Origin of the sequence: Microbacterium testaceum (assembly GCF_020781835.1) — a bacterium.
In the GTDB taxonomy this organism is placed as follows: domain Bacteria; phylum Actinomycetota; class Actinomycetes; order Actinomycetales; family Microbacteriaceae; genus Microbacterium; species Microbacterium testaceum_H.
This window is the reverse complement of the sequence record NZ_JAJGNJ010000001.1, coordinates 159,416-175,151: the sequence shown is the minus strand read 5'-3', so window position 1 is coordinate 175,151 and position 15,736 is coordinate 159,416. Positions and strand designations below refer to the sequence as shown.

The 15,736-nt window shown below is 70.7% G+C and carries 12 protein-coding genes; 5 read left to right on the top strand and 7 right to left on the bottom strand.

All coding sequences use genetic code 11. The features are described 5' to 3' along the window. Position 1: 1 nt before the first annotated feature. From LL239_RS00885 to LL239_RS00870, 4 genes are all read right to left on the bottom strand, one after another. The gene (locus LL239_RS00885; protein WP_228161549.1) at positions 2 to 1,519 is read right to left on the bottom strand and encodes an alpha-N-arabinofuranosidase; all 1,518 of its coding nucleotides are present in this window, start codon (positions 1,517 to 1,519) and stop codon (positions 2 to 4) included. A gap of 72 nt (positions 1,520 to 1,591) precedes the next feature. Continuing rightward, positions 1,592 to 2,935, bottom strand: coding sequence for an ABC transporter substrate-binding protein (locus LL239_RS00880; protein WP_228161879.1), 1,344 nt, complete (start codon positions 2,933 to 2,935; stop codon positions 1,592 to 1,594). Between the two features lie 90 nt (positions 2,936 to 3,025). Further along, complete coding sequence (locus LL239_RS00875; RefSeq protein WP_374197601.1) at positions 3,026 to 3,961, bottom strand: carbohydrate ABC transporter permease; 936 nt, start codon at positions 3,959 to 3,961, stop codon at positions 3,026 to 3,028. Beyond that, positions 3,958 to 4,881 (bottom strand): carbohydrate ABC transporter permease, encoded by a 924-nt coding sequence (locus LL239_RS00870; protein ID WP_228161548.1) that lies wholly within the window; start codon positions 4,879 to 4,881, stop codon positions 3,958 to 3,960. Before LL239_RS00870 ends, LL239_RS00875 begins: the two co-directional genes overlap by 4 nt. 174 nt (positions 4,882 to 5,055) lie before the next feature. On the opposite strand from LL239_RS00870, the gene LL239_RS00865 reads away from it, so the two are divergent. Both LL239_RS00865 and LL239_RS00860 read left to right on the top strand, forming a co-directional pair. Further along, complete coding sequence (locus LL239_RS00865; protein ID WP_228161877.1) at positions 5,056 to 6,039, top strand: LacI family DNA-binding transcriptional regulator; 984 nt, start codon at positions 5,056 to 5,058, stop codon at positions 6,037 to 6,039. A 98-nt stretch (positions 6,040 to 6,137) separates the two neighbouring features. Continuing rightward, positions 6,138 to 7,178, top strand: a complete 1,041-nt coding sequence (locus LL239_RS00860; protein WP_228161547.1) for an NAD(P)-dependent alcohol dehydrogenase — start codon at positions 6,138 to 6,140, stop codon at positions 7,176 to 7,178. A 562-nt stretch (positions 7,179 to 7,740) separates the two neighbouring features. Here the strand turns inward: LL239_RS00860 and pgm are convergent. Further along, a complete protein-coding gene (gene pgm / locus LL239_RS00855) occupies positions 7,741 to 9,387 on the bottom strand; it encodes a phosphoglucomutase (alpha-D-glucose-1,6-bisphosphate-dependent) (protein ID WP_228161546.1) in 1,647 nt (548 codons plus the stop codon). 128 nt (positions 9,388 to 9,515) lie between these two features. After that, positions 9,516 to 10,433, bottom strand: a complete 918-nt coding sequence (locus LL239_RS00850) for a LysR family transcriptional regulator (RefSeq protein WP_228161545.1) — start codon at positions 10,431 to 10,433, stop codon at positions 9,516 to 9,518. Between the two features lie 72 nt (positions 10,434 to 10,505). Here LL239_RS00850 and LL239_RS00845 point away from each other — a divergent pair, with 72 nt between their 5' ends. The 3 genes from LL239_RS00845 to LL239_RS00835 are packed head-to-tail and all read left to right on the top strand — an operon-like array spanning position 10,506 to position 14,251. Then, the gene (locus tag LL239_RS00845; protein WP_228161544.1) at positions 10,506 to 11,411 is read left to right on the top strand and encodes an EamA family transporter; all 906 of its coding nucleotides are present in this window, start codon (positions 10,506 to 10,508) and stop codon (positions 11,409 to 11,411) included. Between the two features lie 19 nt (positions 11,412 to 11,430). After that, entirely contained in the window at positions 11,431 to 12,069 is a 639-nt protein-coding gene (locus LL239_RS00840; protein ID WP_228161543.1) for a LuxR C-terminal-related transcriptional regulator, read from the top strand. Further along, entirely contained in the window at positions 12,062 to 14,251 is a 2,190-nt protein-coding gene (locus LL239_RS00835; RefSeq protein WP_228161542.1) for a sensor histidine kinase, read from the top strand. Before LL239_RS00840 ends, LL239_RS00835 begins: the two co-directional genes overlap by 8 nt. Here LL239_RS00835 and LL239_RS00830 read toward each other — a convergent pair. Beyond that, positions 14,176 to 15,705, bottom strand: a complete 1,530-nt coding sequence (locus tag LL239_RS00830) for a chitinase (protein WP_228161541.1) — start codon at positions 15,703 to 15,705, stop codon at positions 14,176 to 14,178. The genes LL239_RS00835 and LL239_RS00830 overlap by 76 nt on opposite strands. Between the last annotated feature and the right edge of the window lie 31 nt (positions 15,706 to 15,736).

Here is a 15,736-nt window from a genome sequence, read left to right as displayed (position 1 = left end):
GTCAGGAGGCCAGCTGGACGCGCACGCGCGCCCAGGCGAGCGGGGGGAGGGTGAAGCGCAGGATGCCATCGGCCACCTCGACCGCGAGGCCCGCGGGGGCCACCGGTTCGGCGGCGGCGGAGTTGGTGGTGTTCCGGTCGCCGCCCTCGGGGATCGTGACGACGACGGCCTCGGCGGATGCCGCGGGACCGAGATACAGCTCGACCTCGGCCTCCGCGTCCAGCGAACGGTGGGCCAGGAAGACGTGGGCGACGTCGCCGTCGACCGTGGCAATCGCGTCGACCGCGTCGATGTCGCCGTGGCGAGCTGTCGGGATGCGGTCGCCGTCAACCCGGACCGGGACGACTCGCCCGGTCGCGGCCTCGGCCGTGAGCCGGAAGGGGTGGAACGTCGTCTGACGCCACGCCGGTCCGCCGCCGGGCTCCGTGCGGATGGGGGCGATGACGTTCACCAGCTGCGCGAGGTTCGCCATCGAGACGCGGTCCGCGCGGCGCAGCAGGGTGATCAAAAGCGAGCCGACCACGACGGCGTCGGTGACGGTGTAGTCGTCCTCGATGAGGCGTGGGGCGACCGGCCAGTCGCCCGTGAAGACGCGGGGCTTGTCAACCTCGTTCCAGCGCGTCTGGTTCCAGACGTTCCACTCGTCGACGCTGATGCCGATGGGGTCGCCGCCCGGGGTCCGCGCGTCGACCTCGTCGATGATGTCGGCGACCTCGCCGATGTACCGGTCGAGGGCCGCGCCGCTGGCGAGGAAGCTTCCCGGGTCTGTCGGGTCTTCCTCGTAGTAGGCGTGCACCGAGATGTGGTCCACGAGGCCCGCCGTGTGCCGCAGCACCGTGCGCTCCCAGCCGCCGAATGTGGGCATCTCGTGGTTGGAGCTGCCGGCGGCAACGAGCTCGACGGTCGGGTCGATGAAGCGCATCATGCGCGCGGTCTCGGCGGCGAGGCGCCCGTACTCGTCAGCGGTCTTGTGGCCGATCTGCCACGGACCGTCCATCTCGTTGCCGAGGCACCACAGCCGGATGCCGAAGGGCTCATCGCGGCCGTTCGCGCGGCGCCGCTCGCTCAGCGCGGTGCCAGCGGGGTGGTTGGCGTACTCCAGCAGGTCGGCGGCCTCGGCGACGCCGCGCGTACCGAGGTTGACCGCCTCCATGACCTCGAGGCCCGCGGCCTCCGCCCACTCCGCGAACTCGTGCAGACCCACCTGGTTGGTCTCGGTGCTGTGCCACGCGGCATCCAGGCGCACGGGACGCTCGGCGCGCGGACCCACGCCGTCCTCCCACCGGTAGCCCGAGACGAAGTTGCCGCCGGGGTAGCGCACCACCGTCGCCCCGAGCTCGCGCACCAGGTCGAGCACATCGGTGCGGAAACCGGCCGCGTCGGCGGTGGCGTGCTCGGGCGAATGGATGCCGTCGTATACGCAACGTCCCATGTGCTCGACGAACGTGCCGAACAGACGGCGCGGCACCTCGGGTCCGGGTCGGCGCGGGTCGAGCGTGATGCGGGTGGGGGAGGTCATGCGGGTCTCTCCTGGCGGGGAACGGGAGGGGCGGACCGCGTGCTCGCGCCGCGGCCCGCCCCGATCATCGGCTTACTTGTTGACGGTGAAGCCCTGGTCGTTGCCGTACTGGACGAGCTGGTCCTGCCAGGTCGACAGCCCCTCGTTCAGGTCGCCCTTGGTGGCGTACGCCTGACCCACGGTGTCGCCGTAGATGCTGTTGGCGTAGACCTGGAACGGCAGGTAGCTCCAGCCCTTCACGACCTCGCTCGAGGCCTGCGTGAGGACCTGGTTGATCTGCTGGCCGCCGAAATAGTCCGAGGCCTTGTCGACGAAAGCGGGGTCGCTCAGCTGCGCGGTGGTCGAGGGGAAACCGCCCGACTCGGCGAAGATCTGCAGGCTCTCCTCGTCGTTGTTCAGCCACTTGAGGAAGCCCGCGGCTAGCGCCGGGTTCTTGCTCTGCTTGGTCACGGCCTGACCGCCGCCGCCGTTCTCGGCCGTCGCGGCCTTTCCGTCGTACGTGGGGATCGGGGCGACGGCCCACTTGCCCGCGCCGTCGGGAACCGAGGACTCCAGCACGCCCGGCATCCAGGCGCCGATCACGAGCGACGCGATCGAGCCGTCACCGAGGCCCTTGAACCACTCGTCGCTCCAGCTGGGGGTGTCGGAGAGGAGGCCGCCGTCGATGAGGCGGTTCCAGTTGTCGGCGAACTTCTTCGATCCGGCGTCCTGCAGGTCGATCGTGACGTTCGTGCCGTCGGCCGTGAACGGGGTGCCGCCGGCCTGCCAGATCATGCTGGTCGTGAAGCCCGAGTCGCCGGTGTCGGCGGTGATGTACTTCGTCGGGTCGGCCGCGTGCAGCTTCTGCGCTGCCGCGTAGTACTCGTCCCACGTCGTGGGGACGGCGATGCCGTACTGGTCGAAGACCGACTTGTTGTAGAACAGCGCCATCGGACCCGAGTCCTGCGGGAGGCCGTAAATCTTGCCGTCGAAGTCGACCGAGCCCCAGGGGCCCGCGCTGTAGGCGCTCTCGAGGTCGCCGAAGCCGTACGGCGCGAGGTCGAGCAGCGAGTCGGACAGGGCGAACTGCGGGAAGGCGTAGTACTCGATCTGCACGACGTCCGGCGCGCCGGAGCCGGCCTTGATGGCGTTCTGCAGCTTGGTGTACTCCTCGGTGTTGGTGCCCGCGTTGACGAGGTTCACCTTCACGTTGGGGTACTTCGCCTGGAAAGCCGCGACCTGCGCCTCGGCGGACGGCGTCCACGACCAGTACGTGATCTCGCCGCCCTCCTGGAGCGCCTTCTCGATGTCGTCGGGGCTGCCGCCGTTGCTGCCTCCGCCGGCGCTGCCGCCGGAGCAGGCGGTGAGCGCTCCGACGGTGAGCGCCGTCGCGGCCACGGCGAACACGGCCCGCCGGGCAGCGATGCCCTTGCGCATGAATGTCATGGGGTTCCTTCACTTCGTTGTTGTGGATGGGTGTGGCGGTTTCCGGGGCAGGACGCTCCGGGTGTGGGAGGAGTTCGGGGGTCACTGCTTGACACTTCCGGCGCTGAGGCCGGACTGCCAGAAGCGCTGCAGGACGAGGAACGCGGCGACGATCGGGATGATCGAGAGCAGGGCGCCCGTGATCACGAGGTTGTAGATCGGCTGCGCGCCGACGTCGACGGCCTGCGCGTTCCACTGGTTCAGGCCGACGGTGAGCGGGTACCAGGCCGGGTCGCTGAGCATGATGAGGGGCAGGAAGTAGTTGTTCCACGTCGCGACGACCGCGAACAGGAGCACCGTGACGATGCCGGGGGTGAGCAGCCGGATCGAGATGGTGAAGAACGTGCGGAACTCGCCCGCGCCGTCCATGCGTGCGGCTTCGAGGAGCTCGGTCGGGATGGCATCCGTCGCGTACACCCAGATGAGGTAGAGGCCGAACGGGCTGATGAGCGACGGGATGACGATCGCCCACGGGGTGTTCGTGAGGCCGAGCTGGCTGAAGAGCAGGAATGTGGGGACCGCGAGCGCGGTGCCGGGCACGGCGATCGCGCCGAGCACGACGGCGAACACGGCCTTGCGTCCGCGGAAGTTGTACTTGGCCAGGCCGTAACCGGCGAGGGTAGCCAGGAGCGTGGCGCCGCCCGCGCCGACGACGACGTAGAGCAGCGTGTTGCCGAGCCAGCGCAGGAAGATGCCGTCGCGGTAGGTGAGCGTCTGCGCGATGTTGTCGAAGAGCGCGAAGCTGTTGCCCGGGCCGAGTCCGAACGTGGTGAACAGGTCGGGCTGGGTCTTGGTCGCGTTGATCACGAGCCAGAACAGCGGCACGAGCGTGTACAGCAGGTACAGGCCCATGACGATGCTGAGCACCACCGATCTCCTGCCCTGGGTCGGCGAGGTGCGGGCGAAGCCGCGGCGCGGGCGGGAGCGGGACGTGGTCACGGCCACGGTGTCGGTGCGGGGTGCGGTCGCGGTGGTCATCGCGCCTCCTGACGAGAGCCGCGCAGCTGCACGACGTAGGCGATGACGGCGGTGATGACGCCCATGATGATGGCGACCGTGGCCGCGTAGTTGTACTGCTGGCCCGCGAACGAGAGGTTGTAGGCGTACATGTTCGGCGTGAAGAACGTCGTGATCGTGTTCGGTGCCAGCGGCTTCAGGATGTTGGGCTCGTTGAAGAGCTGGAAGCTGCCGATGATCGAGAAGATCGTCGCGATCACGACCGCGCCGCGGACGGCGGGGATCTTGATCGAGAAGATCGTGCGCCACGCTCCGGCGCCGTCGATGGATGCCGCTTCGTAGAGCTCGCCGGGGATCGTCTTCAGCGACGAGTAGAAGATCAGCATGTTGTAGCCGACGAACTGCCACGTGACGATGTTGCCGATCGACACCAGCATCCATTCGGGGACGAAGGGTTGGATGACCTGGCCGCCGAGCAGGTCGTTGAGATTGCGCGTGAGGCCGAACTGGTCGCCGTAGATGTAGCCCCACATGAGCACGGCCACGACGGCTGGGACGGCGTAGGGCAGGAAGATCACCATGCGGTAGAAGCCGGCCGCGTGCAGACGTGCGCTGTCGATCGCGAGCGCGGCGGCGAGCGCCAGCACGAGCATGATCGGCACCTGCACGACGAGGAACAGCGAGACGCGGCCGAAGCCGTCCCAGAACTTGGGGTCGTTGACCGCGGCGATGTAGTTCGCGAGACCGACGAACGCGTTGCCGCCCACGAGCTGGTCGCGGAAGAGGCTCAGGTACAGCGAGTACGCGAGCGGCGCGAGGAACACGAGCGCGAAGACGATCGCGAACGGGGCGACGAACAGCCAGCCGCGGTCGTCGATTCGGGAGCGTCGCCGTCGCCGCGGGGAGCGCAGGGCGGGCGGGGGTGCCGCGGTGGTCGTCATCGTCCGATTGCCTCTTCGTCGGTGCGCATCCCGGTCGAGTCACCGCGATGTTGACGTAAACATAACCGGGACCCCGCTAGCATGTCAACGTCAACATCCGAGGGGGCAGACGTGAGCGATACGGCGACGGCGTCGACCGTGGTGCGAGGTCGCGGGCGGCGCCGCGAGGTCTCGATGGCCGATGTGGCCGCCGCGGCCGGGGTGTCGGGCCAGACCGTCTCCCGGGTCGCGAACGACCGGGCCAACGTCGATCCTGAGACTCGCCAGCGCGTGCTGGATGCCATGGCCTCCCTCGGCTACCGCCCCAACAGTGCCGCGCGGGCCCTCCGCTCGGGCCGATTCCGGAGCATCGGCGTGATCATGTTCTCGCTGAGCTCGTACGGCAACACGCGCACCCTCGACGCGCTCGCGTCGGTGGCCGCGGCATCCGGGTACTCCATCACTCTCATCACGGTCCAGACGGCCTCGCAGACCGACGTCTCCGGCGCCTTCCTGCGTCTGCGCGAGCACGCCGTCGACGGCATCGTGATCCTGATCGAGAAGCACCGGCTCGGCGAGAACGAGCTGTCGATCCCGTCCGGTCTGCCGGTCGTCGTCGTGGACTCCAGCGCCGACTACCCCTACGCGGTGGTGGACAACGACCAGGCGCAGGGCGCACGGCTGGCGACCCAGCACCTGCTCGACCTCGGCCACGAGACGGTGTGGCACGTGTCGGGCCCGCCCGAGTCCTTCGCCGCGGAACGCCGCCGCGACGCGTGGCGCAAGGCGCTGGAGGGGCGGGGATGCCAGGTCCCTCCGGTCCAGATCGGCGACTGGACCGCCGAGTCGGGGCACCGCATCGGCGCTGCGCTCGCGCAGGATCCGGAGGTGACCGCGGTGTTCGCGGCGAACGACCAGATGGCCCTCGGCGTCATCCGCGCGCTGCACGAGGCGGGGCGCGGGATCCCCGCCCAGGTGAGCGTGGTCGGCTTCGACGACATGCCCGAGTCGGCGAACTTCTGGCCGCCGCTGACGACCGTGCGCCAGCGCTTCGAACGCGTCGGCGAGGAGGCGATGAGCGCCCTCATCGCCGACATCGAAGGTTCCGGCGGCGAGCACGCCCGCACCCTCGTTCCGACGTCGCTGGTCGTGCGGGAGAGCACGGGGCCGCGGGTCTGAGCGCGTTCGGATCACCGCGCACGTCCGTGCAACCCCGCCCCGCGCGGTGTCACGGGCGGGATGATGGAGTGGTCCCCACTACCTCCCCGAGGAGCTTCATGCACGTCAACGCCTACGCCGCGTCATCGGCCACTTCGCCTCTCGAACCGACGACGATCGAGCGGCGCGCGGTCGGCCCGGCCGACGTCCTGATCGACATCGCCTATGCCGGCATCTGCCACTCCGACATCCACACCATCCGCGGCGAATGGGGCGAGGTGCCCTATCCGCTGACCGTGGGTCACGAGATCGTCGGCACGGTCGCCGAGGTCGGCGCAGACGTGACGAAGTACTCCGTCGGCGACCGCGTCGGCGTCGGCTGCATGGTCAACTCCTGCCGCGAATGCGAGAACTGCCGCGCCGGTGAGGAGCAGTACTGCCTCAACGGCAACGTCGGCACGTACGGTGCCCTCGACCGTGACGGCACCGTCACGCAGGGCGGCTACTCGCAGAAGATCGTCGTGGACCAGGACTTCGTGCTGTGCGTGCCCGAGTCGATCCCGTACGAGAAGGCCGCGCCGCTGCTCTGCGCCGGTATCACCACGTACTCGCCGCTGAACCACTGGAACGCCGGTCCCGGCAAGAAGGTGGCGATCGTCGGACTGGGCGGTCTCGGACACATGGCCGTGAAGATCGCGCACGCCATGGGCGCCGAGGTCACGGTGCTCTCGCAGACGCTCAGCAAGAAGGACGACGGCCTCGCCATGGGCGCCGACCACTACTACGCCACGAGCGACCCCGAGACGTTCGACAAGCTGAAGAACACGTTCGATCTCATCGTCAACACCGTCAGTGCACCGCTCGACCTCAAGCAGTACCTCGGCACCCTGACGCTCGACGGCACGATGGTGAACGTCGGAGCCCCGCCCGAGCCGCTGCCGATCCAGGTCTTCACGCTCTTCTCGAACCGGCGATCGTTCGCGGGGTCGTCGATCGGCGGCATCCGTGAGACGCAGGAGATGCTCGACTTCTGCGCCGAGAAAGGCATCGCGCCCGAGGTCGAGCTCATCTCGGCCGAGCAGATCAACGAGGCGTACGAGCGCGTGCTCGCCAGCGACGTGCGCTATCGCTTCGTCATCGACGCCGCGACCCTCGCCTGACTCCGGATGCCACGGCCCCGACGTTCTCCGGAGCGCCGGGGCCGTGGCATCCCGTCGCCCGCAACTCACGCATAAACGCGATCCGCGCGCATAAACGCGCTGTCACCGTGTTTCTGCGCGCGAATCGCGTTTATGCGTCGCCGCAGGGCGGCGGTGCTCGCCCCGCCCGGCCGCGGTGACCGCCCCGCAGGGCCGCGGTGACCGCCCCGCCCGACGGCGGTGCTCGCCCCGCCCGGCCGCGGTGACCGCGTCATGCGGGCACATCGTGATCGCGGCGCAGGGCCGCAGCATCCGCCCGCCCGACACGCATAAACGCGATCTCCGTGCGTAAACGCGCTGTCACCGTGTTTCTGTGCGCGGATCGCGTTTATGCCCCGCCGCAGGGCCGCGGCGGCACCGCTCCCGGGGGCCGGCGCGCCCCGGACCGCCGCGCGCACCGGACCGGCCCGCCCCGGACCGGCCCGCCCCGGACGCCGCCCGCCCCGGACCGCCGCGCGCCCCGGACCGCCGCGCACCGAAGCGGCGCCGCTCCCGGGGGAACGGCGCCGCTTCGAGGGATGCGTCAGGCCTGGCCGAGGGCGGCCGATACCACCGCCCGAGCCTCCTCCTGCACCGCGCGCAGGTGCTCCTCGCCGCGGAGCGACTCGGCGTACAGCTTGTAGACGTCCTCGGTGCCCGACGGCCGCGCGGCGAACCACGCGGACTCGGTCTGCACCTTGAGGCCGCCGATCGCGGCGCCGTTGCCCGGCGCGTGCGAAAGCTTGGCGGTGATGGGCTCCCCGGCCAGCTCGGTGGCGGTCACGGCCTCCGGCGACAGCTTCGACAGCGTCGACTTCTGCGCGGGCGTCGCCGGGGCGTCGACGCGCTGGTACGCCGAAGCACCGAACTCCGCCTCGAGCTCGGCGTATCGCTGCGAGGGCGTCTTGCCGGTCACGGCGAGGATCTCCGCGGCGAGAAGACAGAGCAGGATGCCGTCCTTGTCGGTGGTCCACACGGTGCCGTCCTTGCGCAGGAACGACGCCCCCGCCGACTCCTCGCCACCGAAGGCGACGGATCCGTCGAGGAGGCCGGGAACGAACCACTTGAACCCGACCGGGACCTCCAGCAGCGTCTTGCCGAGCGCGGATGCCACCCTGTCGATGATCATCGACGACACGAGGGTCTTCCCTACCGCGGCATCCGTCGGCCATCCCTCGCGGTGCGAGAAGAGGTAGTCGATCGCGACGGCGAGGTAGTGGTTGGGGTTCATGAGCCCCGCGTCGGGCGTGACGATACCGTGGCGATCGGCGTCGGCGTCGTTGCCCGTGAGGATGTCGTAGTCGGCGCGTGCGGCGACGAGCGAGGCCATGGCCGACGGTGACGAGGGGTCCATGCGGATCTTCTCGTCCCAGTCCAGCGTCATGAACTTCCAGGTCGGGTCGACCTCGGGGTTCACGACGGTGAGGTCGAGGCCGTACACCTCGGCGATGAGCGCCCAGTACTCCACCGACGCGCCACCGAGCGGGTCGGCGCCGATGCGGACGCCGGCGCTGCGGATCGCGTCGACGTCGATGATGGATGCCAGATCCCGCACGTACGCGTCGCGGAAGTCGTACTGGCCGAGGGTGTCGAGGTCGATGTCGGCGTGGGGCGTGCGCTGCACCCCCGTGAGGCCCGCGGCGATGAGCTCGTTCGCGCGGTCGGCGATCCATCCCGTGGCGTCGGTGTCGGCGGGGCCGCCGTGCGGCGGGTTGTACTTGAAGCCGCCGTCGCGGGGCGGGTTGTGCGACGGGGTGACGACGATGCCGTCGGCGCGGCCCGGGTCGTCGGTCGCGCGTCCGCGGTTGTAGGTGAGGATCGCGTGACTGAGGGCGGGGGTCGGCACCCACGAGTCGCGGGCGTCGACGCGGACGTCGACGCCGTTGGCCACGAGCACCTCGATGGCGCTGCGCTCGGCCGGCAGCGACAGGCCGTGGGTGTCGCGCCCGAGGAAGAGCGGGCCGGTGATGCCCTGCGCCGCGCGGTAGTCGACGATCGCCTGCGTGGTGGCGAGGATGTGGTCCTCGTTGAAACTCGTGCTCAGCGACGAACCCCGGTGGCCGCTCGTGCCGAAGGCGACGCGCTGCTCTGGCACCGCGGCATCCGGTTTGCGGTCGTAATAGGCGGCGATCAGTTCGTCGATGTCGATGAGATCGGATGCCTCGGCGGGCTGTCCTGCGCGACTGCTCATGCCCACAGTCTGCCCGCTGCACGGCGCGCGCGCACACGCCAGGGCCTATTGGCAGCGCAGAACCTCCCGCGAATGTGCCCAGACCGTGCCCGGCCGGGTGCTCCGCCGGCGTCGTGCTGCGGCCGCGGTCACCGCTCGAGCAGTGCGCCGCGCTCGCGGAGAGCGGACAGCGTCGCACGCAGCGCCGGGGAGTCGGCCTGTGAACGGCGATGCACCGCGACCACATCCCGGGTGGATGCCGGCTCGATCGTCGGGACGGCGACGAGGTCGGGGCCGAGGGGCGCGCGTCCCAGGCGAGGGACGAGCGCGACCACCGCCCCCGTGCGGGCGAGCGCGAGGTGGTTCTCGAACTCCATCGACTCGTAGACGACCCGCGGCGCGTTGCGCACTCCGTCGAACAGGCGTCGCAGCCACTGGCGGCAGATGGTCGTCTCGAATGTGGCGACCCAGGCCTCGTCGGCGAGGTCGCGCGGGTGCAGGACATCGCGCGCCGCGAGCGGATGATCGCGGTGCACGATGACGTCGGCGACGTCGGTGAACAAGGGGGTGACCACGACGTTGTCGGGGATCGCGAGTGCCACCCCGCCCCACTGGTGGGCGATCCCGAGGTCGCGCTGACCCGAGGCGATGAGGGCGACCGTCTCCCACGGTTCGCTCTCGCGCACGAGCAGCCGCAGGTCGGGGTGCGTCCGTGCGAGGTCGACCAGCAGGGGCGCGAGCAGTCCCCGTACGACGGTCGAGAACGCGGCGATGCGCACCTCGCCGCTGATCCTTCCGTCGCCGGGAGCGCTGGCCTGCAGGTCTGCCCGCAGTCGCTCGAGGTCGGCGAGGATCGGCGCCGACCCGGCCACCAGCTGCGTCCCGGCGTCGGTGAGGGCCACCCCGCGCCCGACGCGTTCGAGCAATGCGACCCCTGTCTCGCGTTCGAGTCGCTTGATCTGCTGCGAGACCGCCGAGGGGGTGAAGCCCAGCACGGCCGCCGCCGCCGACACGGTGCCCTCGTGGGCCACCGTGCGCAAGGATCGCACGGCATCCAGATCGATCATGAAGCGACGCTACCGCTTTCTCGGAAGAAACATTCGCTGGTGCTTCATCGACTGCGCCGGTGGACTGTCGACGTGAGTCGACGCGACATGATCCTGGCCGCCGGGGTGGCCTCCGCCTGGGGATTCAACTTCCTCGTCATCGACTGGGGCATGCCGGGTATCCCGCCGCTGCTGTTCGTGGCGATCCGATTCGCCCTCGTCGCCGCGTTCGCCGTGGTCGTGCCGCGCCCGCTCGCATCCTGGGCCACCATCGTCGGCGTCGGACTGTTCATGAGCCTCGGACAGTTCGGCCTGCTCTACACCTCGCTGGCCCTGGGGCTCCAGCCGGGTTTGGCCGCGCTCCTGCTGCAGGCGCAGGCGGTGTTCACCGTCGTGATCGCCGCCGGTGTCCTGCGGGAGCGCCCCACGCTCGCGCAGGCGGTCGGCGTCACGATCGCGCTCGTGGGACTCGCGGCGGTCGCGCTGGGACGAGGCGGCGACGCCCCCGCGCTCGCTGTGGTGCTGGCGCTGGCCGCGGCCCTGTCGTGGGCCGTCGGCAACGTCATCTCCCGCCGCGCGGGGGTCGTCGCCGGGCGCGGGCGACTCGGTGCGCTGTCGCTCACCGTCTGGTCGGCGCTCGTCGTGCCGGTGCCCGCGCTGGGTCTGGCGTTCGTCGTCGAGGGACCGACCGCGATCGCCTCCGGTCTCGCCGCTTTCGGGTGGTCGGCCGCGCTCTCGACGCTGTACACCGCCGGTCTGTGCACTCTCGTCGGCTACGCGATCTTCAACGGCCTGCTCGCGCGCAATCCCTCGGCCGCCGTCGTGCCGTGGGTGCTGCTCGCTCCCGTCGTGGCGATGCTCGCCGCGGCCGTGCTCCTGGGGCAGGTTCCCGCGCCGGCCGAGGCGATCGGCGGCGGGCTGCTGGTCGCGGGTGTCCTGGTGACGACCGTCGGTGTCCGATTGCGTCATCTGTCCCCCGCGGATGCGCGGGATGGGTAGGGTCTGAACGGGAGGGGCAGTGAGACGCATCGGAGTCGTCGATGACCACGATCTGGTCGGCCTGGCTCTGCGCAACCTGGTCGACGGTTCGCCCGACCTCTCCTTCGCCCGCCACGAGCAGACCGTCTCCGCGATGACCCGGCACGCCCGCGACGCCGACCTGGTCCTGCTCGACCTGAGTCTGCGTGACGGCAGCACGCCGCAAGAGAACGTCGAGGCGCTGCGGCGGTGGGGAGTGCACGTGCTCGTGCTCACCTCGGCTGAGAACCCGTACCTCGTCCGAGAGGCGTCCCGCACAAGCGCCCTCGGTATCGCCCGCAAGTCATTGCCCGGCGACGAGCTGCTCGCCGCGATCCTCGACGCCGCCGAGGGGCACCATGTTCCGACGACCGAGTGGGCGTCCGCGCTCGACTCCGACCCGGGCCTCACCGCCGCGCCTCTGACCGAACGCGAGCGTGAGGTGCTGTCGCTGTACGCGTCCGGGATGGGGGCGCGCGAGGTCGCGGCCGCTCTCTGGGTGAGCGAGAACACCGTGAACGACCACCTCCGCCGGATCAAGGGCGTCTACCAGCGCCTCGGCCGCCCCGCCCCGAGCAAGGTCGATCTGTACCGTCGCGGCATCGAAGACGGTTTCCTCCCGGTGCCCCGCCGTGAGTGAGCCCGCCGGCGACGCAGCCCTCGAGGCGACGAGGCGGGCGCTGCTGTTCGCGGTCGCGGTGTCGATCGTCGCCTCCGCCACCGTCGCCGTGCTCGTGGCATCGACGGTCAACGAGGCGACCGCCCCCGGATGGTGGTCGGCGTGGATGATCGGGGCTTTCGGCGCACTGACCCTGGCCGGCAGCGTCGGTACGGTCCTGGGGGCCGTCGCGGGTCGACGGATCGCCAGGGTGGCCGCCGTCGCGTTCGTCGGCGCCGTGCTGATCTATCCTTTCGCGGGCTTCGCCGTCATGGATCCCGGAAGGCCCGGCACGATCCCGTGGCTTCTCACCGCGGTGTCCGCGCCGTCGTTGGCGATCCTGATCGTGGGCGGATGGCGGTGGACGGCGGCCTTCCTCAGCGTCTGGACGGTCGTGGTGGTGCTCTCCCGCACGGTCCTCGGCGGCTACTCGCTCACCGGTCTCGCCAACGACACCCAGGCTCTTCTCTCGGCGGTGACCACGTGCGCGGTCGCCGATGTCGCCCTGCGCACCGCCGTGCACGTCGATCGTGCGGCCGCTCGGGCGGCGGCGGCTGCGGCCGCTGCAGCGGGGGAACGCGCTCGTCTGTCGGCCCGATCGCGCGCAGCCGCCTTCGTTCACGACGAGGTGCTGGCGGCACTGCGCGGAATCGCCGACGCAAGCCCCGGCACACTGGATGCCGTGCTCGGCCAGGCGGCGCGCGCGACCGCCTCGGTGCGCGCTCATCCGCCGTCGTCCGATCTCGTGGCGCGCGTCACCGCTCTCGCCGCGGAGGCGGGGGCGACGCTCGAGGCGGAGCGCCGACCGGGGGCGCCGGCATGGTCGCCGGAGGTCACCGACGCTCTCGTCGCCGCGACCGCTCAGGCGCTCCAGAACGCCCAGCGCCACGCCCCCGGTGCCGACGTGCGCGTGCGCATCGACGTGGACGAGACCGGTGGACGCATCGAGATCGCCGACGACGGCCCGGGCTTCGCTCCTGAACACGTGCAGACGAACCGTCTCGGGCTGGCCATGACGGTGCTCGGCGTGCCGGCCGAGACTCCGGGGATGCGGGCGGAGGTCGACAGCGCCGTCGGTGCGGGGACGCGGGTGCGGCTGCACTGGACCGTCGACGAACCCGCCCCCTCTCCGTCCGCGCCCGACGGATGGACCGTGCTCACGCGCGAGCGCATCGTGGGTTCCCTCTTCGTCGTCACCCAGACGGCTGTCGGGCTGGCCGCAGCGCTCCAGGCAGGGGTCGGCGGCGCGGGGGCGGTGTCGCTGGTCATGCTCGCGGTCATCTTCCTCCTCACGGCCGTCGTGGGGCGGGCGCACGCGGGGGTGTCACGCCTCCGCGCCCTGGCGGTCGTGATGCTGTTGAGCGGTTGCGTCGCCCTGGGCATCTCCACCATCCCGGCTCCGATCAGCTACGGCTCGGCGTGGTTCGTCACGGCGGCGGCCTTCGTCGCGGTGACGCTGGCTCTGCGCGACCGCGGCGGGATCGCGCTCATCGGAGGCGGCATCCTGCTCGCGCTGCTGGCGTTGGATGCGCTCGAACGTCGCGCCGACCTGCCGCAGATGCTCGGGATCGGCACCCGCGTGGCGACGATGGTGGGCCTCAGCGTCGTGTTCGTCGCGATGCTCCGACGGCTGCGACGCTCCGCCGAAGTCCAAGCAGAGCGGCGCGTGGAAGCCGCCCGCCGCACGGCCTGGGATGCCACCGCTCACGCCGAGCTCGTGACACACCTCACGCAGGTCGAGGAGTACGCCCGCCCTCTCCTGGAGCGGGTCGTCCGCGTCGGCGCGGTCACCGACGAGGACCGCCGACAGGCGCGGGCCGTCGAAGGGCGTCTGCGCGACGGCTACCGCGCCGGCCGGCTGCACGGCCGGGGGATCGCGGATGCCGCGATGCAGGCGCGTCTGCGCGGTGTCGACGTCGTCCTCCTCGACGACGGCGGCGCACCGGGACCGGGCGAGACGTGGGCTCCGGATTTCGCGGCGCTCGTCCGCGAGCGGCTGGAAACGGCGCAGCGCCGCGTCGTCGTCCGCATCCTTCCGCCCGGGCGTTTCGCCTTCGCCCACGTCGTCGCCGACGGGCGACTGACGATCTACCCGGAGGCGGAGGCTCCCACGCCGGCGACATCCTCGCCGGCGGTGCCCTCGATCGGCGTCCACGGCGAGTAGTCGTGGTCGAGGATCGATCGGTCCGGCCTCTGCCCGCGTGACCACCACTTGGCCTCGTAGCCGGTGCCATCGAGCATCACGCGATCGCCTTGGTTGTAGAGCGTGGCGGCATCCCACTCCGGATACGTGCCCGCGGGCAGTTGGGGCAGCCGGAAGGGCTGATCGGATGCCAGCACCGGACCGATGTAGCTCCACGCCGACGCGGAGGTGTCGAGCATCGGGTCGTCGGGCGGTGTCCCCCCTTGATTCCACCACTTCGCCACGTAGACCGAGCCGTGCCACACGACCTTGACACCCCGCGAGTAGAACGCGGTCGAGTTCCAGATCGGGTAGGGGCTCGTCTTCGGATCGTCCTCGATGACGGGCGAGTCGGCCTCCGGGACCGCATCCTCCGCGCGCCCCAGGTACCCGTTCGACAGCACATCCGCGAACGATTCGTCGCCCTGATCCACGCCGCTGCACTGCGTGGACACCGTCCCCGTGAACGGGTGGTTCGGCCCGCAGGTGTGATCGCGGTTGATCGACCACATCGAGAGTCGGGCGAGCCCCCGATCGCTCGCGAACGCCGTGAGTGCACGTGCGTCGTCGAGGGTGAAGACCTCCGACGGGACGTCGTTGAGCCCGATCATGGGTGTCGCGCCCATCAGCTCGGTCACCCCGCCGGGCGGCAGGTCCAGGTCGGCGTCCTTCCAGACGTCCCGGAGCTGGGAGGCCGTGGCATCCAGAGCACGTTCCGAGATCTCGACGAGGTTGTTCGGTTCTCGGATGCCGTAGTTCATGGTCATGGCGTTGACGCCGGCCACCTGGACGCCGGCGCGGAGCATGCCCGCGACGAGGTCGATGCCGTGGCGGGTCAGGCCGTCGGGTCCGACGGGAAGCGTCAGCCAGACGTTCAGGGGGTCGTCCGCGGGCCGCGCCTGCTGCAGCCGTGCGATCGCGCGGGCGCGCCGATCCCACGACGAGCGATCGGCGAGGGTCGTGGCCTCGATGTCGAGATCGATCGTGTCGACCCCGTAGCGGTCGATGACCGAGCCGTACGCCTTCGCGGTCTCGACGGATGTGGCGCACGCCACCGCCAGATCGGTATTGATCGCCCCGCCGAACGAGATCATCACCGGGTGGCCTTCGCGACGCATCCGTTCGACCCGGCGATCCAGATCGAATCGCGTCGCCGCGTCGTCGAGCGTGTAGGCCTTCCCCCAGGTGGGGGTGCAGTCGGTGTCGTCGGCGGCGACGACGAAGGCGAGGACCGCCCCACCGGGCGCCGTGGCGAGTTCGTCGTCGGCGAGTTCCGTGCCCTGGTCCAGCGTCACGTCGTAGTAACCGGCGTACCACCGCTGGTCCACCGGCGTTCCCACCGGCGGGAGCGAGATCGGCGGAGCGACGGCTGCGACGCCGGCCGCGACGAGCGCCAACGCCGCGAGGGTGCTCGCCGCGACCCGGAGCCACGACACACGCCGCCCGCGGAAACGCCCCCGTGGCCGC